At 38.7% G+C, this 14,054-nt stretch carries 15 protein-coding genes and 3 pseudogenes; 11 read left to right on the top strand and 7 right to left on the bottom strand.

What is annotated here, in order from left to right; all coding sequences use genetic code 11:
- Positions 1-867: 867 nt before the first annotated feature.
- The 3 genes from MOF34_RS18395 (at position 868) to MOF34_RS18405 (ending at position 3,605) form a co-directional block, all read left to right on the top strand.
- Entirely contained in the window at positions 868-1,425 is a 558-nt protein-coding gene (locus tag MOF34_RS18395) for an adenylate kinase (protein ID WP_268401236.1), read from the top strand.
- A 156-nt stretch (positions 1,426-1,581) separates the two neighbouring features.
- Positions 1,582-1,782: a hypothetical protein gene (locus MOF34_RS18400; RefSeq protein ID WP_268401237.1), complete on the top strand. Its 201-nt coding sequence runs from the start codon at positions 1,582-1,584 to the stop codon at positions 1,780-1,782.
- A 1,397-nt stretch (positions 1,783-3,179) separates the two neighbouring features.
- Positions 3,180-3,605: a MaoC family dehydratase gene (locus MOF34_RS18405; RefSeq protein ID WP_268401239.1), complete on the top strand. Its 426-nt coding sequence runs from the start codon at positions 3,180-3,182 to the stop codon at positions 3,603-3,605.
- 180 nt (positions 3,606-3,785) lie between these two features.
- On the opposite strand, the gene MOF34_RS18410 is transcribed toward MOF34_RS18405, so the two are convergent.
- Both MOF34_RS18410 and MOF34_RS18415 read right to left on the bottom strand, forming a co-directional pair.
- Positions 3,786-4,376: a YczE/YyaS/YitT family protein gene (locus MOF34_RS18410; RefSeq protein ID WP_268401240.1), complete on the bottom strand. Its 591-nt coding sequence runs from the start codon at positions 4,374-4,376 to the stop codon at positions 3,786-3,788.
- Positions 4,373-4,798: a GNAT family N-acetyltransferase gene (locus MOF34_RS18415; RefSeq protein ID WP_268401241.1), complete on the bottom strand. Its 426-nt coding sequence runs from the start codon at positions 4,796-4,798 to the stop codon at positions 4,373-4,375. Before MOF34_RS18415 ends, MOF34_RS18410 begins: the two co-directional genes overlap by 4 nt.
- A gap of 118 nt (positions 4,799-4,916) precedes the next feature.
- Between MOF34_RS18415 and MOF34_RS18420 the strand changes: the two genes are divergently transcribed.
- Complete coding sequence (locus MOF34_RS18420) at positions 4,917-5,369, top strand: MarR family transcriptional regulator (protein ID WP_268401242.1); 453 nt, start codon at positions 4,917-4,919, stop codon at positions 5,367-5,369.
- Positions 5,370-5,545: 176 nt separating this feature from the next.
- Here MOF34_RS18420 and MOF34_RS18425 read toward each other — a convergent pair.
- Positions 5,546-5,865: pseudogene (locus tag MOF34_RS18425) on the bottom strand (winged helix-turn-helix transcriptional regulator).
- Between the two features lie 104 nt (positions 5,866-5,969).
- Here MOF34_RS18425 and MOF34_RS18430 point away from each other — a divergent pair.
- Positions 5,970-6,632: an MBL fold metallo-hydrolase gene (locus MOF34_RS18430; RefSeq protein WP_268401243.1), complete on the top strand. Its 663-nt coding sequence runs from the start codon at positions 5,970-5,972 to the stop codon at positions 6,630-6,632.
- Positions 6,633-6,986: 354 nt separating this feature from the next.
- Positions 6,987-7,118, top strand: a pseudogene (locus tag MOF34_RS18435) (pentapeptide repeat-containing protein); the annotation flags it as partial.
- Position 7,119: 1 nt separating this feature from the next.
- Here MOF34_RS18435 and MOF34_RS18440 read toward each other — a convergent pair.
- Positions 7,120-7,197 (bottom strand): annotated as a pseudogene (locus MOF34_RS18440) (hypothetical protein); the annotation flags it as partial.
- A 143-nt stretch (positions 7,198-7,340) separates the two neighbouring features.
- On the opposite strand from MOF34_RS18440, the gene MOF34_RS18445 reads away from it, so the two are divergent.
- Positions 7,341-7,730 carry a YybH family protein gene (locus MOF34_RS18445; RefSeq protein WP_268401244.1) on the top strand — a complete coding sequence of 130 codons (390 nt, stop codon included), beginning with the start codon at positions 7,341-7,343 and terminating at the stop codon, positions 7,728-7,730.
- 401 nt (positions 7,731-8,131) lie between these two features.
- On the opposite strand, the gene MOF34_RS18450 is transcribed toward MOF34_RS18445, so the two are convergent.
- A complete protein-coding gene (locus MOF34_RS18450; protein ID WP_268401245.1) occupies positions 8,132-9,442 on the bottom strand; it encodes an MFS transporter in 1,311 nt (436 codons plus the stop codon).
- A gap of 437 nt (positions 9,443-9,879) precedes the next feature.
- Between MOF34_RS18450 and MOF34_RS18455 the strand changes: the two genes are divergently transcribed.
- The gene (locus tag MOF34_RS18455; protein WP_019716356.1) at positions 9,880-10,326 is read left to right on the top strand and encodes a DUF6376 family protein; all 447 of its coding nucleotides are present in this window, start codon (positions 9,880-9,882) and stop codon (positions 10,324-10,326) included.
- Positions 10,327-10,560: 234 nt separating this feature from the next.
- Here MOF34_RS18455 and MOF34_RS18460 read toward each other — a convergent pair whose 3' ends face one another.
- Positions 10,561-11,490 (bottom strand): manganese-dependent inorganic pyrophosphatase, encoded by a 930-nt coding sequence (locus MOF34_RS18460; RefSeq protein ID WP_268401246.1) that lies wholly within the window; start codon positions 11,488-11,490, stop codon positions 10,561-10,563.
- Positions 11,491-11,695: 205 nt separating this feature from the next.
- On the opposite strand from MOF34_RS18460, the gene hypR reads away from it, so the two are divergent.
- Positions 11,696-12,073 carry a transcriptional regulator HypR gene (gene hypR / locus MOF34_RS18465; RefSeq protein ID WP_268401247.1) on the top strand — a complete coding sequence of 126 codons (378 nt, stop codon included), beginning with the start codon at positions 11,696-11,698 and terminating at the stop codon, positions 12,071-12,073.
- A gap of 29 nt (positions 12,074-12,102) precedes the next feature.
- Here hypR and cotF read toward each other — a convergent pair whose 3' ends face one another.
- A complete protein-coding gene (cotF, locus tag MOF34_RS18470; protein WP_268401248.1) occupies positions 12,103-12,585 on the bottom strand; it encodes a spore coat protein CotF in 483 nt (160 codons plus the stop codon).
- Positions 12,586-12,730: 145 nt separating this feature from the next.
- On the opposite strand from cotF, the gene MOF34_RS18475 reads away from it, so the two are divergent.
- Together MOF34_RS18475 and MOF34_RS18480 are read left to right on the top strand one after the other, a co-directional pair.
- Positions 12,731-12,880 carry a hypothetical protein gene (locus MOF34_RS18475; protein ID WP_014115856.1) on the top strand — a complete coding sequence of 50 codons (150 nt, stop codon included), beginning with the start codon at positions 12,731-12,733 and terminating at the stop codon, positions 12,878-12,880.
- Between the two features lie 227 nt (positions 12,881-13,107).
- Entirely contained in the window at positions 13,108-14,037 is a 930-nt protein-coding gene (locus MOF34_RS18480; protein ID WP_268401249.1) for a YybS family protein, read from the top strand.
- Positions 14,038-14,054 lie beyond the last annotated feature (17 nt).

The following is a 14,054-nucleotide window of genomic DNA, read 5'->3' on the forward strand; positions in this document are numbered from 1 at the left end:
CTGCCATGAATCTAAAAAAACTGGCGAATTGGACTTGGAAAGGACCAACTCGCCAGCCTATTCGACCGAAAAACAGAATAAATTGGACAAAAATAGGTCGGATCATAAAGATCCGACTATTTTGTCAACAGTCTGGAAGGATAACAAAAATAGTTATCCTTTTTTGTTTTAACTTACTATAATTGTCTACTGTCAAGGCAATATTATAGCTTTTGTATAGATGTAGGATTGAAGGGAGCAAGCAGAGGAAGTGCAACTGGAAATTCTACAGTCGCAGTACAATTGTAGTTTTGCTAGGTGATTCAATGGTACTCTTATCGAACAATCAAAGCTTAGATGGTTTTATTGTAAGAGTAATGCAAAAACAAAGCTCCTTAATTGTTAAAAACTATAGAAACAATAATCTCTTAAAGTAGATGTAGCAAAGAGAATTAACTGAATGGAAACACTAGCACGTTGTGTGTAGCTATACGAACTTGCCACCAATGGCATATCGAATAGCCACCATTGCTGACAAGACTGCTTGTTTTCGCGTTTCGCATTTCGAAGGCAGAGGTACCAGTTGTGGGCGTGTCGGAGTAGGTATGGAGACTTCTACTCTTCTCATAATTAATCTATTGGGCTTATTGTTAGTGGGCATAGGTTCACTAACAGGTAGTGAAATTAATTCGTCTCTCTTTAACTTATTTATTTGAGGTTTAAAGACTCGTCGGATTTACTAAGCATCATTGTCTTGAGACCTTCTTAAATAAATGGCTAATCGCTTGGTCTTGTTTTTAACATTATACCTCATTGTTCCTTTATGTATTATAATACGTCATGATAAAGCTATACGAACTTGTCATATTCATTTAGGAGAGATGAAATATGTTATATCTTATAGGTGGTTCTTCAAGGAGTGGGAAGACAACTACAGCAAAAAGAATGTTAGCAGAAACAGGAATTCCTTATTTCTCATTAGACTATTTAATGATGGGGATCGCGAATGGGGTACCAGAATTGGGAATTCACCCGACTAATGGTGATTTTACTAATGGGCAGCGGCTCTGGAAGATAATCAACCCTTTGATGACAGCTATGGTTGAGAACAAAATAGATTACATAATAGAAGGTGTACAGTTAATACCTAGTCACGTAACAAAGTTTGAGCAACGCTATTCTGGGCATGTTAAAACCTGTTTTATAGGAATAGCAGAAGTAGATATAGAAAATAGTGTGGAAAAGATGAAGTTTCACTCTAGCATGACAGAGAATGACGGATTGAGAAATCTAGATCATGTTCAGATCAAGTCAGAATTAGAGAGGATGAAAACAGATAGTATCCGAATAAAGGAGGAATGCCAAAAGTATAAACTTCAATACTTCGAAAGCTCTTTAAACTTTAATAAAACTATAGAGGCAATAATAGCTTATCTTATTGCATGATGATGTAGCAAATACATTAGCACGTTTAGTGTAACTATACGAACATAAACCAAACACTAGATATAATTACCTTATTTTGAAACCTTTTGTCGATTGATAACGTAGCCTTTTAGTAAAACATAAAATTTTGTTATTGATTATGAAGGGAGAGTTAAAATGGATTACATTTATAAGGAAAAGAAAAATGGAAATCGCATAATATCAATTAGAGATAAATGGGAAAATGCACTTATTGAGTTTGAGCAAATAGGTAATCAAATTGATATAATGATCAATTATCGTAACGAGAAAACAACTAAGTTTTCGTTGCCAATCGAGACTTTTGAGAGAGTGTATCATGATATTAAAAATAAGTAGGAGAGACAGATAATGATACCGATAGAGTTGACTTAATAAAATTATAAAGGCATATATGTTGAGTAAAAAGATAGTAAAGGTTGATTATCATTACTATACATCATTCGTTCAATTTAAAGCTGCTACAAACTTTTAAAAGACTATTCTAATTTTTGTTCTTTAGTTATTTTTAAGTTGATTGCGATCAGTAGTACAATAATGGAAAGAAAGGTGCTGTAAATTATGAAGTGGAGGATGAACTATGTAGTCTTGTTCATTATGTTATCTGAAGGGTCTTTTATAGCAGGTTTTGCACTAGAAAATGTCTTAACTATTCATTGGTAATCGGAATCACCTTACAGATCATATTTGTTATCTGTGCCTCAATTTTAACAATGAGAAACCAAAAAATACAAACAGAAAAAATTAAGTAATCGCCGTGTGATTTATCAAGGTGAATACTTAACGTTTACGAGGCATCTATTGCATTTGACATTATAATTAATCACTTGATTTGTTTTGGCAATAAGTGTTGTTAAACAACATTCATTTATAGCTTAGTGTTTTTATAGAGACTTTTACTAGGCAAATGTTCAATATTATAGAAAGGAAAATGAATTTTTATGTCTAAACATATTATTTTTATATTTCTTTTTTTATTTATGATGATTAGTAATTGGATTGCTTATAAAGTTTATCCTCATAAAACAAGCAAAAATCTACCATCTATTGCTGTGATTTTAGTATTGTTACAGTTAAGTGCACTCACACTAATTTATGTAGTTATATAACAAAAATATAGATGCCCTAAGTCTACATACCTTTTCTTAATGTTAATGCCGGCAGTGAGGGTTAAAGTTATAACCGCAATTTTAAATTATCTGTAGGCACTCATTCATATCCTCTTTCTTTCTCTGAATTGGAACCATTGTTCTTCTTGAAACTCTCTTTAAACTCACTTTTATCGCTTTCCTTAAACTTGGGAATAAAACCTGTTTTACAAAGTCCTGAACTGTCTTTTTTGTTAATTTAATTTTACCTTGCATTAGATAGAATCTAAGATACTTGCCACCAATGTGAATAGGATAACCGAGGCTAGTCAGTATAGATAATAGAACAAATATTATAAAAGAAATTTGTAATGAAAAAGACAGCGATATGTTGTCCTTTTTTTGTCTTAGAAAGTTTCATTATTCTCCTTTAAGTTAAGCCCGAGAATTCCGAAGATCAGTAAATTCAAAAATTGGTGGTAACGATTTCAGCCCTCAACATGGAATGTTCACCTGTAATTATAGGTTATGGAGACTTTACGCCAGCCTTGCAAAGGGGATTATCTCCGCGAGGTCTCGGATATGTTAGAATATTAATGGGTAAAGTGATGAACAATAAATTAGAATAACAAATTAGGGGGTGTAGCTGTGAAGTTAGATGAATTTACTATTGGACAGGTTTTTCAAACTAAATCTTTCGAAGTAACAAAAGAGAATGTCATGAATTTTGCAGAAGAATATGACCCTCAATACATGCATGTGAATGAAGAGAAAGCCAAAAAGGGCAGGTTTAATGGGATCATTGCTTCTGGAATACAAACACTAGCCATTACTTTTAAGCTCTGGATTGAAGAAGGATGTCATGAAGACGATATTATTGCTGGAACAGGCATGAATAATATAAAATTCTTAGCACCCGTTTATCCAAATGATAAACTGAGAGCTAGAGTCGAGGTTATTGATAAAAAACCAAATAAAAGTCAAACAGGGATACTTACTGTATTGTTAGCTACCTATAATCAAAAAGAGGAAAAAGTATTTGAAGGCGAGTTATCAGTACTCATTAAACGATAAAACACTTTCGAGATGATGATATGCTGCTTCATTTACTTATGATCCTATGGTAAGTCATTTGAAATAGTCTTAATAATACTTTTAGACAATTCAGCCACTGGTCACTTTCTGTTTGACTAATATAGCAAATATAGAAAAAAAGAGGTCTTTTAGTGAACCTCTTTTTTTATTAAAAGCAATCTATATTTTATAAAAACGCCGTTCAACTAAAGGCATAAAAAAGTGAAGGATCATGCCTCCTAAACAAACAGTTAAAAGGGTTCCGATGCCAATAGGGCCTTTACATATAATAGCTAATACTAGGAAAAGAGCATATACCAATGTTCTTGAGAATAAAATTGTTCTTTTGGAGAGATCTTGAATAATGAGTGTTAAATGATCAATAGGTGTTGATGCAAATGTTGTCTGAAGATAGAAGGCTGTTCCAAGACCGATGAACACCAAACCAATTCCGAAACAAATCAGTCTGCTAAACAATCCGTTAAGGTAAATGGTGTTTTTAACAACATACAACCATAGGTCAATGCCTACCCCAGTAATGAATGCTGTAACTAACCCCAGCAACATAGGCTTTTTTCTCGTTAAGATAGAGTTACAGATTAAGAGGATCACAGAAATAAGGACCTCCCAGCTTCCCACGGTAAGACCGACTTCTTCTGAAAGACCAACCAACAGGGCATCGAAGGGGGATGTGCCCAGTCCTGATTGTATCGTTAAAGAAATGCCCAAACTTAATATGAGAATGCCTAATCCGTAATAACTATATTTCATGTTATATTCCGCGATATTTCTTTTGTCATCAAAATGTGCGGGATGCCGTCTTCCATAAATTCAGGTTTTTTATAAAAGCCTGCTGCTTGTGTCTGTCCATGCAGCTTAATTTTAATTATTCCTTTTTCTTTCATGATTTTTTCTAGCTCTCCACTAATGACTTTTCCCAATTCGTACTTACGGTAAGGTTTTAGAATGCAGATTCTTTCCAGCTTTGCTGTATGGTCAACGATGCGCACACGGCCTGTGCCAACGGGCTGATTTTCATGATATACCAAGACATGCCGGCATTGTTCTTGGATCGTATCACATTCATTGAACTCATCCGATTCAGATACATGCTGCTCCTCAACGAATACCATTCTTCTCCTATCTAGAGCAACATGTAAATCAGTTTCTGTTGTTATTCTTTTTATATTCATCATTGATCAATCCTTTCTGATATTAGTCTGGACTGTACAGCATGCATGTGGTCTTATATTAGTAAGGTTAAAACACTTTTGTTGTACTTACAACAAAAATATGTGAGGGGTTTTAGGAATGAATGACATTTTGCGTGAGATCGGCATGATAGCAAGAGCGTTAGATTCCATAAGCAATATTGAATTTAAAGATTTGGACTTAACAAGAGGGCAGTATCTCTATCTCGTACGTATATACGAAAATCCGGGAATTATTCAAGAAAAATTGGCGGAAATGATAAAAGTGGACCGAACAACAGCTGCGCGGGCCATTAAGAAGCTGGAAATGCAGGGATTTATACAAAAACTGCCGGATGAGCAAAATAAAAAAATAAAAAAGTTGTTCCCGACTGAGAAAGGGAAAGAGGTGTATCCATTGTTAAGAAGAGAAGGAGAACATTCCACGGAAGTAGCTTTGTCTGGTTTTACTGCTGAGGAAAAGGAAACAATTTCTGTACTCCTTCATAGAGTTAGGAAAAACATAGAGCGGGATTGGCAATATGTGAAGAAGGGGAACAAAAGGGATTATTAATGGACAACATTAGTATATCGAGCCGAGTCGGCGAGAACCGGCTTCTGATTCATGAATTGTGGGAACATTTTCAAGATAATTAACCTTGAAAATGTTCCGTTCACTTAAAAGGAAATTCCTCTGTTTCTGTAAAATCTATAAAGTTATTTTCATTCATTTTTACTCATAAATTCATTTCACCATCTCCTCATGGATGCAATAATTGGAGAAAGCTTTTCACCTAGTTCTGTCAGAGAATACTCCACCTTCTTGGGGACAGTATTCTCTACATTTCTCTTCACAACGCCATTTGCTTCCAGTTCTCTTAGCTGCAGCGTCAGCATTCTTTGTGTAATGCGTGGTATGAATCGTTTCAGCTCATTAAATCTGAGTGATGTGTGAGACAGGATATCGATGAAAATTCCTTTCCATTGTCGCCGATAATATGCAGCGTCATTTCCACGGGACAAGCCTTTTTTACTTTTGCATTGCAAGCGCCAAATAACCAGTTTCTGATATTTGTCACTTCAGAATGTAAGTTACAAAAATGTGCGTCATTATATATTCGATTTACTTGTATTAGAGTAATGGTATCAAAAATTTTCAAAGGAAGTGGTTTGCATGAACTTGAGACAACTGTCAGAACATGTCTTTCAATGTGAATTTGAGCTTGATGTGCCTCTTCGTATTCCGGTTCATATTTGGTTTATAAAAGATGGTGATGATATTTATATCATTGATACGGGAATAGAACGTTTTGCTGATTCTCAAATCAGGGCAGCTCTAGCGCTTGGCAACCCTAAAGCCATTTTGCTTACCCACGGTCACAGCGATCATATTCAAGGTGCATCAAAATGGTTAGAGAGATTTAATATTCCGATTTATGCCCATCAGAAAGAACTCAAGTATATCAATGGGGAAGCGCCTTATCCGAACAATAATGAACTGGAGAATACAAGGGTAGCTTATAGAGTCCAGCCACTGACGGAGCAAACGCTTGCTCACTTGCCACTGAAATCCTATCTAACACCAGGACATTCCCCGGGGCATGTTGCGTACCATCATGAAGTCGATCATGTTCTATTATCAGGTGATCTTTTTATCACAAGTAAGGAAAACCTGCACCCGCCTATCAGAAGATTCAGTGTTGATATGAATGAGAACATCGACAGCGGTGCAATCATAGATGAAATCAAACCAACGCTCATATGCTCTTCACATGGCGGAGAAATTCTTTATAACGAAAAATTGTATAAAAGCTATGTGTTAAAATATAGGGGGTAAAGGAATTATGATAGAGTAAAAGGTGAAATAAGGAATAAAAGAAAAAACAAAATATGTAATATAACACAATTGTGATACTAAAGCTGTTTTTACAGAAATTCTTTTTTTGAGATGGGACGTGGAAAGTTGAGAATCTTAAACAGATTGATAGAACAAGCCAAAAAACCGAGTGGCTGTGTAGGTTCACTTATGTTACGGATGATGAATACGGCCCATACTGGAATGAATCAATGGGCTTTTGAGAAGTTACCATTAGAAAAGAATCTGATTATGTTGGACATAGGTTGCGGCGGGGGAAAAACCATACAGGCTGAAACCTTTGATCCGCTTTATTCTATATGTTAATCAAACGACTTGCCTTATGCGAAATCAGCTGATTTTGCTTTTGATAAAGACGGGGGCACGCCTTGCCTCAACTTACAATCAAACTATCAATGTTCTATACATAAAGACCTCCGAGAAAAGGGGTTTCGAGGCTGTTCTGCTAGCATAGGCCAAAGCAATGCTGGCAATCCACGCTTAAATCATAATGTATACTTTCATGCAACGTTATTTCCGCAGTCAATATCGTCCACCCCTTCACTTGGGAACTTTGTTAGATATTCTATTTGATTATACAGGAAATAGGGATAATTTTCATTTTTTCACGGTTCTAGCGGGTCAAACGATGTATAATATATCCAATCATGAATGATTGGGGGGATCCTTTTGGAACAGCGAGTGAAAGACATCATCTCTGCATGTGATTTGGCAATCAAAAATGAAGATTTTGATACACTAATGAATTACTACACGGAAGATGCCATTTTAGTTGTGAAGCCCGGCATGATCGCACGAGGCAAAGAAGAAATCAAAAAGGCGTTTATGGCGATCGCGGACTATTTCAATCATCATATGGTCCCGACACAAGGGGATATGATCATGTTGGAAGCAGGCGACATTGTACTCGTTCTTTCTCAGACACTGCTTGATTCGGAAAAAACGAATTCCGAATATGCGATGGAAAGAAGGGCGACCTATGTGTTTAAGAAGAATGCGCAAGGCGAGTGGCTTTGTGCAATCGATAATTCATATGGTACGGATTTAATTGGTGTTTAGCGTCCAGATATGTCTTCGGTGTGCCATTCCTGCATATAATAATTCATTCAGCTGACCTAGGGAAGGTGACTCCGATGAATCTGTATGACGACATCAGAATATGTCCTTATCGGTTTAATGCTGGGAGACACAAAGTACTAGTTCCACATCCATACGTAATTCGGGAGTATGTCTCCTTCGCAATCTGGGAAAGTTCTTTTACTGTTAATTTCACAATCCAATTCCTTCTTTCTTCTTTCACTATGAGGCCTTACCTTTGGTTGGAGTCAAGGATAAAAATGATGTTATTTTAACACGGAGAGAATGGGATATAGTCTGAATAGAATCCTGAGAAGCCGTTTCAAAGCTGACGGCTCTTTTTTTAATGATCAATGAAAAGAGTGCTTGCACACAAGCACTCTTTACTCCAACTTAATCCTTTTTACATCCCCTAACACAAACACGTAAAAAATCAGCCCGAGCAGCAATACAAAGCCGGCAACCAGAAAGCTGAGCGTAAAGGAACCTGTCACATCAACCAAATACCCTGTCAGTGAAGCAGCGATAATGCCTCCAAACAGGTTGTTTGCCAGGTTCACCATGGAGCTTAGCATGGACACGGAACCGATCGGCGCCAGCTCTGCGGAGATGGACCAGCCGACTGGAGCGGTGGCAGAAATACCGGCAAGGCCGATTGAAATACAGATTATCGCGATTGTGATATTGTTCGTCAGAATCGAGCCTAAAAAGAAAAAGCCGAAGCTCATTCCGACAATGATCACGGTTCGGTACACCTTGGTGTTAGAATAACCTTTCTTAATAAAGTAATCGACGAGCCAGCCCCCGACCACAATTCCGGAAATGGTTGAGATCAGCCATGGTACGGCTGTAAATAAACCGGACGACATGAGATCCATTCCGTATGTGTGTTTAAAGAAAGTCGGAAGCCAGGTGAGCAGCAGGTTGAATGTATAGCCGTACCCTGTAAATCCGATCATTAAGCCCCATACTTTCCGGTTGGAGAAAAGCTTTTTTAAAAGCGGACCCGTTTTGTAAGGGATTTGCTCTGTTGTAATTGAATTGTGTCTTTGAATATAGTTGAGCTCACTTTTGGAAATGCGTTTGTGCCGTTCAGGCTGCTCATAATACTGCCAGAAAAAGATCGTAAACAACACGTTTATGCAACCAATCGTCAAAAAAGCGACACGCCAGTCAAAAGTAGTAACAAGAAAGGCAACCAATGGAGCGCCGATCACGTTTGAAAACTTCGCGGCCGAATCAAACAGTGAGTTTGCCAATCCCCGCTCACTTGGAGGAAACCATTGAGCGGTTGCCTTGGAGGCGGCAGGGAACGCAGATGCGCTCGTCAGCCCAATGAGAAAACGGAACAAATATAACAGCAATTTTCCTTGCAAAAAAGCAAGAAGGATCGTTAAAAAGCTCCATATTGTCATTCCAACCCTCGTGACCCATGCCACACCAAACCGGTCTAATAAACTTCCGACGGGCAGCTGCATCAGTGTATAGGAATAAGTGTAAATGGAAAACACGATGCCGAGTTCGGTTGCTGTAAGATGAAACGAATCTTGTATCGCAGGGGCCGCTACAGAGATGGCCACTCGGTCAAAATAATTAAGAATAATAATGCCGCTGAGCAACGAAGATATGTACCATCTGGTATGTCCAGGCCGTTTCACTCGCTCTTGATTCATGATGAAAACCTCCTCTGTCATAGCATGATCTCCTGATGGAAATACCATTCAAATTTTAAATACCACAGTGTACTTTTGCGTAAACAGACAGCAGGAATTTGACTGGAAAAGCCCGGTGCTTTAGAATGAAAGTAATAAAAATGAACACTCCAAAGGGGAGTAGCTTTCACAGTAAAGTCGTCATTACGGGGCAAGATGTCCTCGGCTTTGCTGGCAATCTTATTTGTTAGCGAGACCTTTGCCAAATCTGATTTGGTGAAGGTCTTTTTGTTTCGGAACTTCACCAAATCGGTGGAGTTTTTTTCATTTTTATCAAAAAGGGAGAGGAGCGTCAGGATGTCTAAGCTGAAAAAGTGGCTGAAGCGAGAATTGGTGAGGAAAGGGCTGCCGTTAGCAAAAGAGAAATTGATCCCGATCTTAAAAGAAAAAATGAAGAAGAAGCGATGAGGAGGCTAACGATGAAAATCATTTTGACTGTTCTTGCCGGAGTGGGGCTTTTGAGTGCAGGCGGATGTGGCATGCTTGATCAGGTGAATGACGGATTGAATTATACAAGTGAAGCTGCCGGCTATGTGGAGAAGGTGAAGACATTTGCAGAGGAGGCGCCTGAATTGGCTGAGCAAGCTGTACATGACAGTGAGGCGAAAGAAAAACTTAAAGCACAGCTTGAGTCGATTCAGCAGGCTGCCGCTGATTTTAATGAATTAACACCGCCTGATGCCGCGGCGGAGATTCATCAAACGGTTCAGGAGCATAACGAAACCTTGCAGAAAAGTGCTGAAGCTCTGTTGAAACAAGTGGAGGAAGGCAAGGTATCGCTTGAAGAATTGGAGCAGTCAGACCTTGTCCAAAATGCAAAGCAAATTACTGACGTGATGGGCCAGATTGAAAAGCTTGGCGAATAAGAAAAAGCATCCCGAAGGCGGGATGCTTCAGCGTGTCGACAAACCCTCGCATTTGTTGTCAGGCCTGCGCTTCGGTGCTCACGAATTCCAACATTCGCTGTGCTCCGATGCTCGTCCTTCCTAGTCTTCAAGGGTTTTCAATCACGCAGAAGATGACAAAATCCTAAAACGATAAACCGTCTTAGGATTTTGTCAGTAATATGAAGCATCCCGACGGCGGGATGCTTTTTTTTATTATTCAGCCATTGCGTCAGTTAAGACAGGAACGACTTGTTTTTTACGAGAAACAACGCCTTTAAGAAGGGCTGTGTTGTTTTCTAATGTAACGTTGAACGCTTTTTCTACTTTCGCTGCTTCGTTACCGATCGCAAGGGCAAGTGAATCATTTTCTAAGATGTCTGTGATGACAAGAAGGAACAGGTCAAGGTTCTTCTCAGCCACAACCTTTGAAATCACTGCTTCTAATTCAGCTTGGCGTTTTTTCACATCTTCAATGTCTACTGTGTTCACTTGTGCGATTTCGACTTTTTTGCTGCCGAGTGTAAATTCTTTCGCATCAAGAGAAATCAGCTCTTCCACTGTTTTTTTGCTTAAATCAGCGCCAGCTTTCAGCATGTTCAAGCCGTATTCTTCAGCATCTACGCCAGCGATTTCCGCAAGCTCTTTTGCTGCCGCTACGTCTTGGTCTGTGCAAGTTGGAGATTTGAATAACAGTGAGTCAGAAATGATCGCAGAGAGCATAAGGCCGGCAATTTCTTTCTCAATTTTTACGTTATTTTCTTTGTACATTTTGTTTAAAATTGTAGCCGTACAGCCTACAGGCTCAGCACGATAGTAAAGCGGCTCAGCTGTTTCAAAGTTAGCGATGCGGTGGTGGTCGATCACTTCTAGAACCTGAACATCTTCAATGTCCTTGATGCTTTGTTGGCGTTCGTTATGGTCAACCAAGATAACGCCGTTGACTTCGTTTGCAGCTGTTTCAATAAGACGCGGGCTTTCTTGTTTGAAATAGTCAAGTGCGTATTGTGTTTCGCCGTTGACTTGTCCAAGACGGACTGGCTCAGCATTAAAGCCGAGTTTGTTTTTCAAATCAGCATAAGCAATCGCAGAACAAATCGTATCTGTGTCTGGGTTTTGGTGTCCGAAAATAAGTATCTTTTCCATGATAGCTCCTTATCCTTTTTTAAGTAGTGTAATCTTTATATAGTTTAACACGTCTTGCTGCAGGTGTAATCATACAAACCCGTAAAAATTGATGTGAATAAGAAGCATTTTCTTTGAGCTGAAAAGAAAAGGTGTGTAAAATACTGGGTAGCTTAGTTGCGAAATGTGATGTAGTATCAAAAAAGGTACTATTGGAGGGTTAAGTATGAGTGAAAAAAAGAATATATACCCGAACAAAGAAGGCTGTCCAGTTGAATTTACATTAGATGTGATTGGTGGAAAGTGGAAAGGAATCCTTCTTTATCACATGATAGATGGCAAGAAACGGTTTAATGAGTTTCGTCGAATCTGTCCGAGTATCACCCAAAGAATGCTTACCCTTCAGCTTCGGGAGCTGGAAGCGGACGGCATCGTCCATCGTGAGGTTTACCATCAGGTGCCTCCCAAGGTTGAATACTCTCTGACGGAATTTGGTCGAACGCTTGAACCGATTGTTTTGCAAATGAAAGAATGGGGAGAATCCAACAGAGAGACGCTGGAATCTTACCGTTCGAACGGATTGCTGAAGAATCAGCAGAAATAGCAGCAAAGGGAACTCCTTTGCTGCTTGTTTTATTTCATTGAAAGGGCTCTGTTGGCATTTCTGACGTCATTTTTTAACAGTTCAGAAAGGTTGTAAGACGGATAGTATCCACGCTGATACATGTATCGGTAAACTTGCGCATGCAACTGTATGGCAGCATTCAGTTGCTTGACCAGTACGTTTCTTAATTGAGGTGTAGCTGTTTCTGTAATCGCGATGGCATAGCTGCGGACAGACGTTTTGGCAAACCCGAGAAGATCACCGCTGTAAAATGGGTTATCCGCTCGTTCTTCTTCCTCATCCTCTCTGTGTGGCGCCTGCGGAAAGAATGGGAGAAGCTCTTTTAGGTTTTGCTCAACAGCCTGAATGGATACACTATAAAGCTGTCTGAGCTGAGGGTCTTTTACTTCTCTAATCATTTTCTTCAGCCTAATGAGTCCATTTGATTGAAAAGCAACCAGCTCGTGCATTTCTAATGTTTCATGCCAAGCCAATGTTCTGCGTTCATCCATGTAATAAGTCTCCTTTATCAATCAGATTCCATATCAGCATATGCCCAACGCTCAATGTTGTTCATGATGTTTTGAAGTTTTTAAAAAGGGAAATTCATTTTATATAGGATACGGGTTGAGAACATGCAAAAAGAGGTGAAACGCGATGTGGGAGATGATAAAGAACTTTTTCTTGTTTAGCAGCGGCGTTCTGCAAGCAACAACCCTTTTACTGGTGATCTTAATTTTTATGTATGTCAGAAAAACGAAAAAGAAAAACAAGGAATCTTCTGGCTTTATGGATGATAAACATTAACTGTGTGATGGGCATTCTTTTCAAAGAATGTCTTTTCATTTGCAATGTTTCACATGAAACATTGGCGTCATTTTACTTGCGATTTGGACTTATGTTAAAATATAAAAGTAAAATGTAGAGATAATATAAAAACATTCGGTGCAAAGCATGTTGCAGCGAAGAAAGAAGAGCAGTCGTTTATGCTGCTCTTTTCTATTCGTATGTTCAGGATGATACGAGGTGACTAAGTGAAACAAACGAGAGCATTAATGGAAGGTGCTATTTTAATCAGTCTGTTTGCGATCATCACGCTTTTGGTCGTTTATGTTCCCGTGATTGGAGCAATTCTCTTATTTGCACTGCCGCTGCCCATGATCGTGTATACGATTAGACATGGATTGAAGTTAGGAATATGGATGGGCGTTGTCAGTCTTCCGGTTGTTTTTATTGTCGGGTCCATTAATGGACTTATTGTAGCATTTATGTCAGCTTGCGCAGGCATTGCCATGGGGCACTATTTCAAAAAAAAAGAACCCGGGCACGCCATTATTTCGGGCGCTCTTATTTATATGCTTTGTATGGTCTTCTATTTTGTGATAAGCATTCAGTTTTTGGGTATCAATATCATTGATGAAGCGATGACACAATACCGGCAATCTCTTGATATTGTAGAAACTGTATTGAAACAGTCGGGCAATGCTGAACAGCTTGAGAAGCAATTGAAACTGATGGAAGAACAATTGGGTATCGTTCAATATCTTTTTCCAACAGCTATTGTGATGGTAGGAGCTATTTTTTCTTTCCTCAGTTACCTTATCGCTAGGCCGCTCTTAAGGCGATTCTCCCCCGATATTCCTAATCTAAAGCCTTTTAGAGAGTTGAAGTTTCCGCAAAGTGTTGTAGTGCTGTATTTAATGATTGTCATACTTTCATTTTTTCCTTTAGAAAAAGGGCAAATGCTGTACTCTATCGCTTTAAATGGGGAGTTTATACTCGGGTTTCTGATTTTTATCCAAGGTTTATCATTTATCTTTTTCTATTGCCATAAGAAACAATATCCGAAGGCTGCGGCTGTCATTGCAGTAATTCTTGGATTGATGCATCCAATTTTTATGGCAGCCATTCGCATTTTAGGCGTTATAGATATGGGCTTTAATATAAGGAATAAGGTGAAGTGAACATGAGTTTTACTCAC

Origin of the sequence: Bacillus sp. T17B1 (assembly GCF_026796395.1) — a bacterium.
Taxonomy (GTDB): Bacteria; Bacillota; Bacilli; order Bacillales; family Bacillaceae; genus Bacillus; species Bacillus spizizenii_A.

Bases quoted from the DNA above. Each gene is read 5' to 3' on its own strand.
- MOF34_RS18400 (WP_268401237.1), top strand. From the start codon at position 1,582: ATGGATTACATTTATAAGGAAAAGAAAAATGGAAATCGCATAATATCA.
- MOF34_RS18410 (WP_268401240.1), bottom strand. From the start codon at position 4,376: ATGAAATATAGTTATTACGGATTAGGCATTCTCATATTAAGTTTGGGC.
- MOF34_RS18395 (WP_268401236.1), top strand. From the start codon at position 868: ATGTTATATCTTATAGGTGGTTCTTCAAGGAGTGGGAAGACAACTACA.
- cotF (WP_268401248.1), bottom strand. From the start codon at position 12,585: ATGGATGAACGCAGAACATTGGCTTGGCATGAAACATTAGAAATGCAC.
- MOF34_RS18415 (WP_268401241.1), bottom strand. From the start codon at position 4,798: ATGAATATAAAAAGAATAACAACAGAAACTGATTTACATGTTGCTCTA.
- MOF34_RS18420 (WP_268401242.1), top strand. From the start codon at position 4,917: ATGAATGACATTTTGCGTGAGATCGGCATGATAGCAAGAGCGTTAGAT.
- MOF34_RS18460 (WP_268401246.1), bottom strand. From the start codon at position 11,490: ATGGAAAAGATACTTATTTTCGGACACCAAAACCCAGACACAGATACG.
- MOF34_RS18450 (WP_268401245.1), bottom strand. From the start codon at position 9,442: ATGACAGAGGAGGTTTTCATCATGAATCAAGAGCGAGTGAAACGGCCT.
- hypR (WP_268401247.1), top strand. From the start codon at position 11,696: ATGAGTGAAAAAAAGAATATATACCCGAACAAAGAAGGCTGTCCAGTT.
- MOF34_RS18430 (WP_268401243.1), top strand. From the start codon at position 5,970: ATGAACTTGAGACAACTGTCAGAACATGTCTTTCAATGTGAATTTGAG.
- MOF34_RS18475 (WP_014115856.1), top strand. From the start codon at position 12,731: ATGTGGGAGATGATAAAGAACTTTTTCTTGTTTAGCAGCGGCGTTCTG.
- MOF34_RS18455 (WP_019716356.1), top strand. From the start codon at position 9,880: ATGAAAATCATTTTGACTGTTCTTGCCGGAGTGGGGCTTTTGAGTGCA.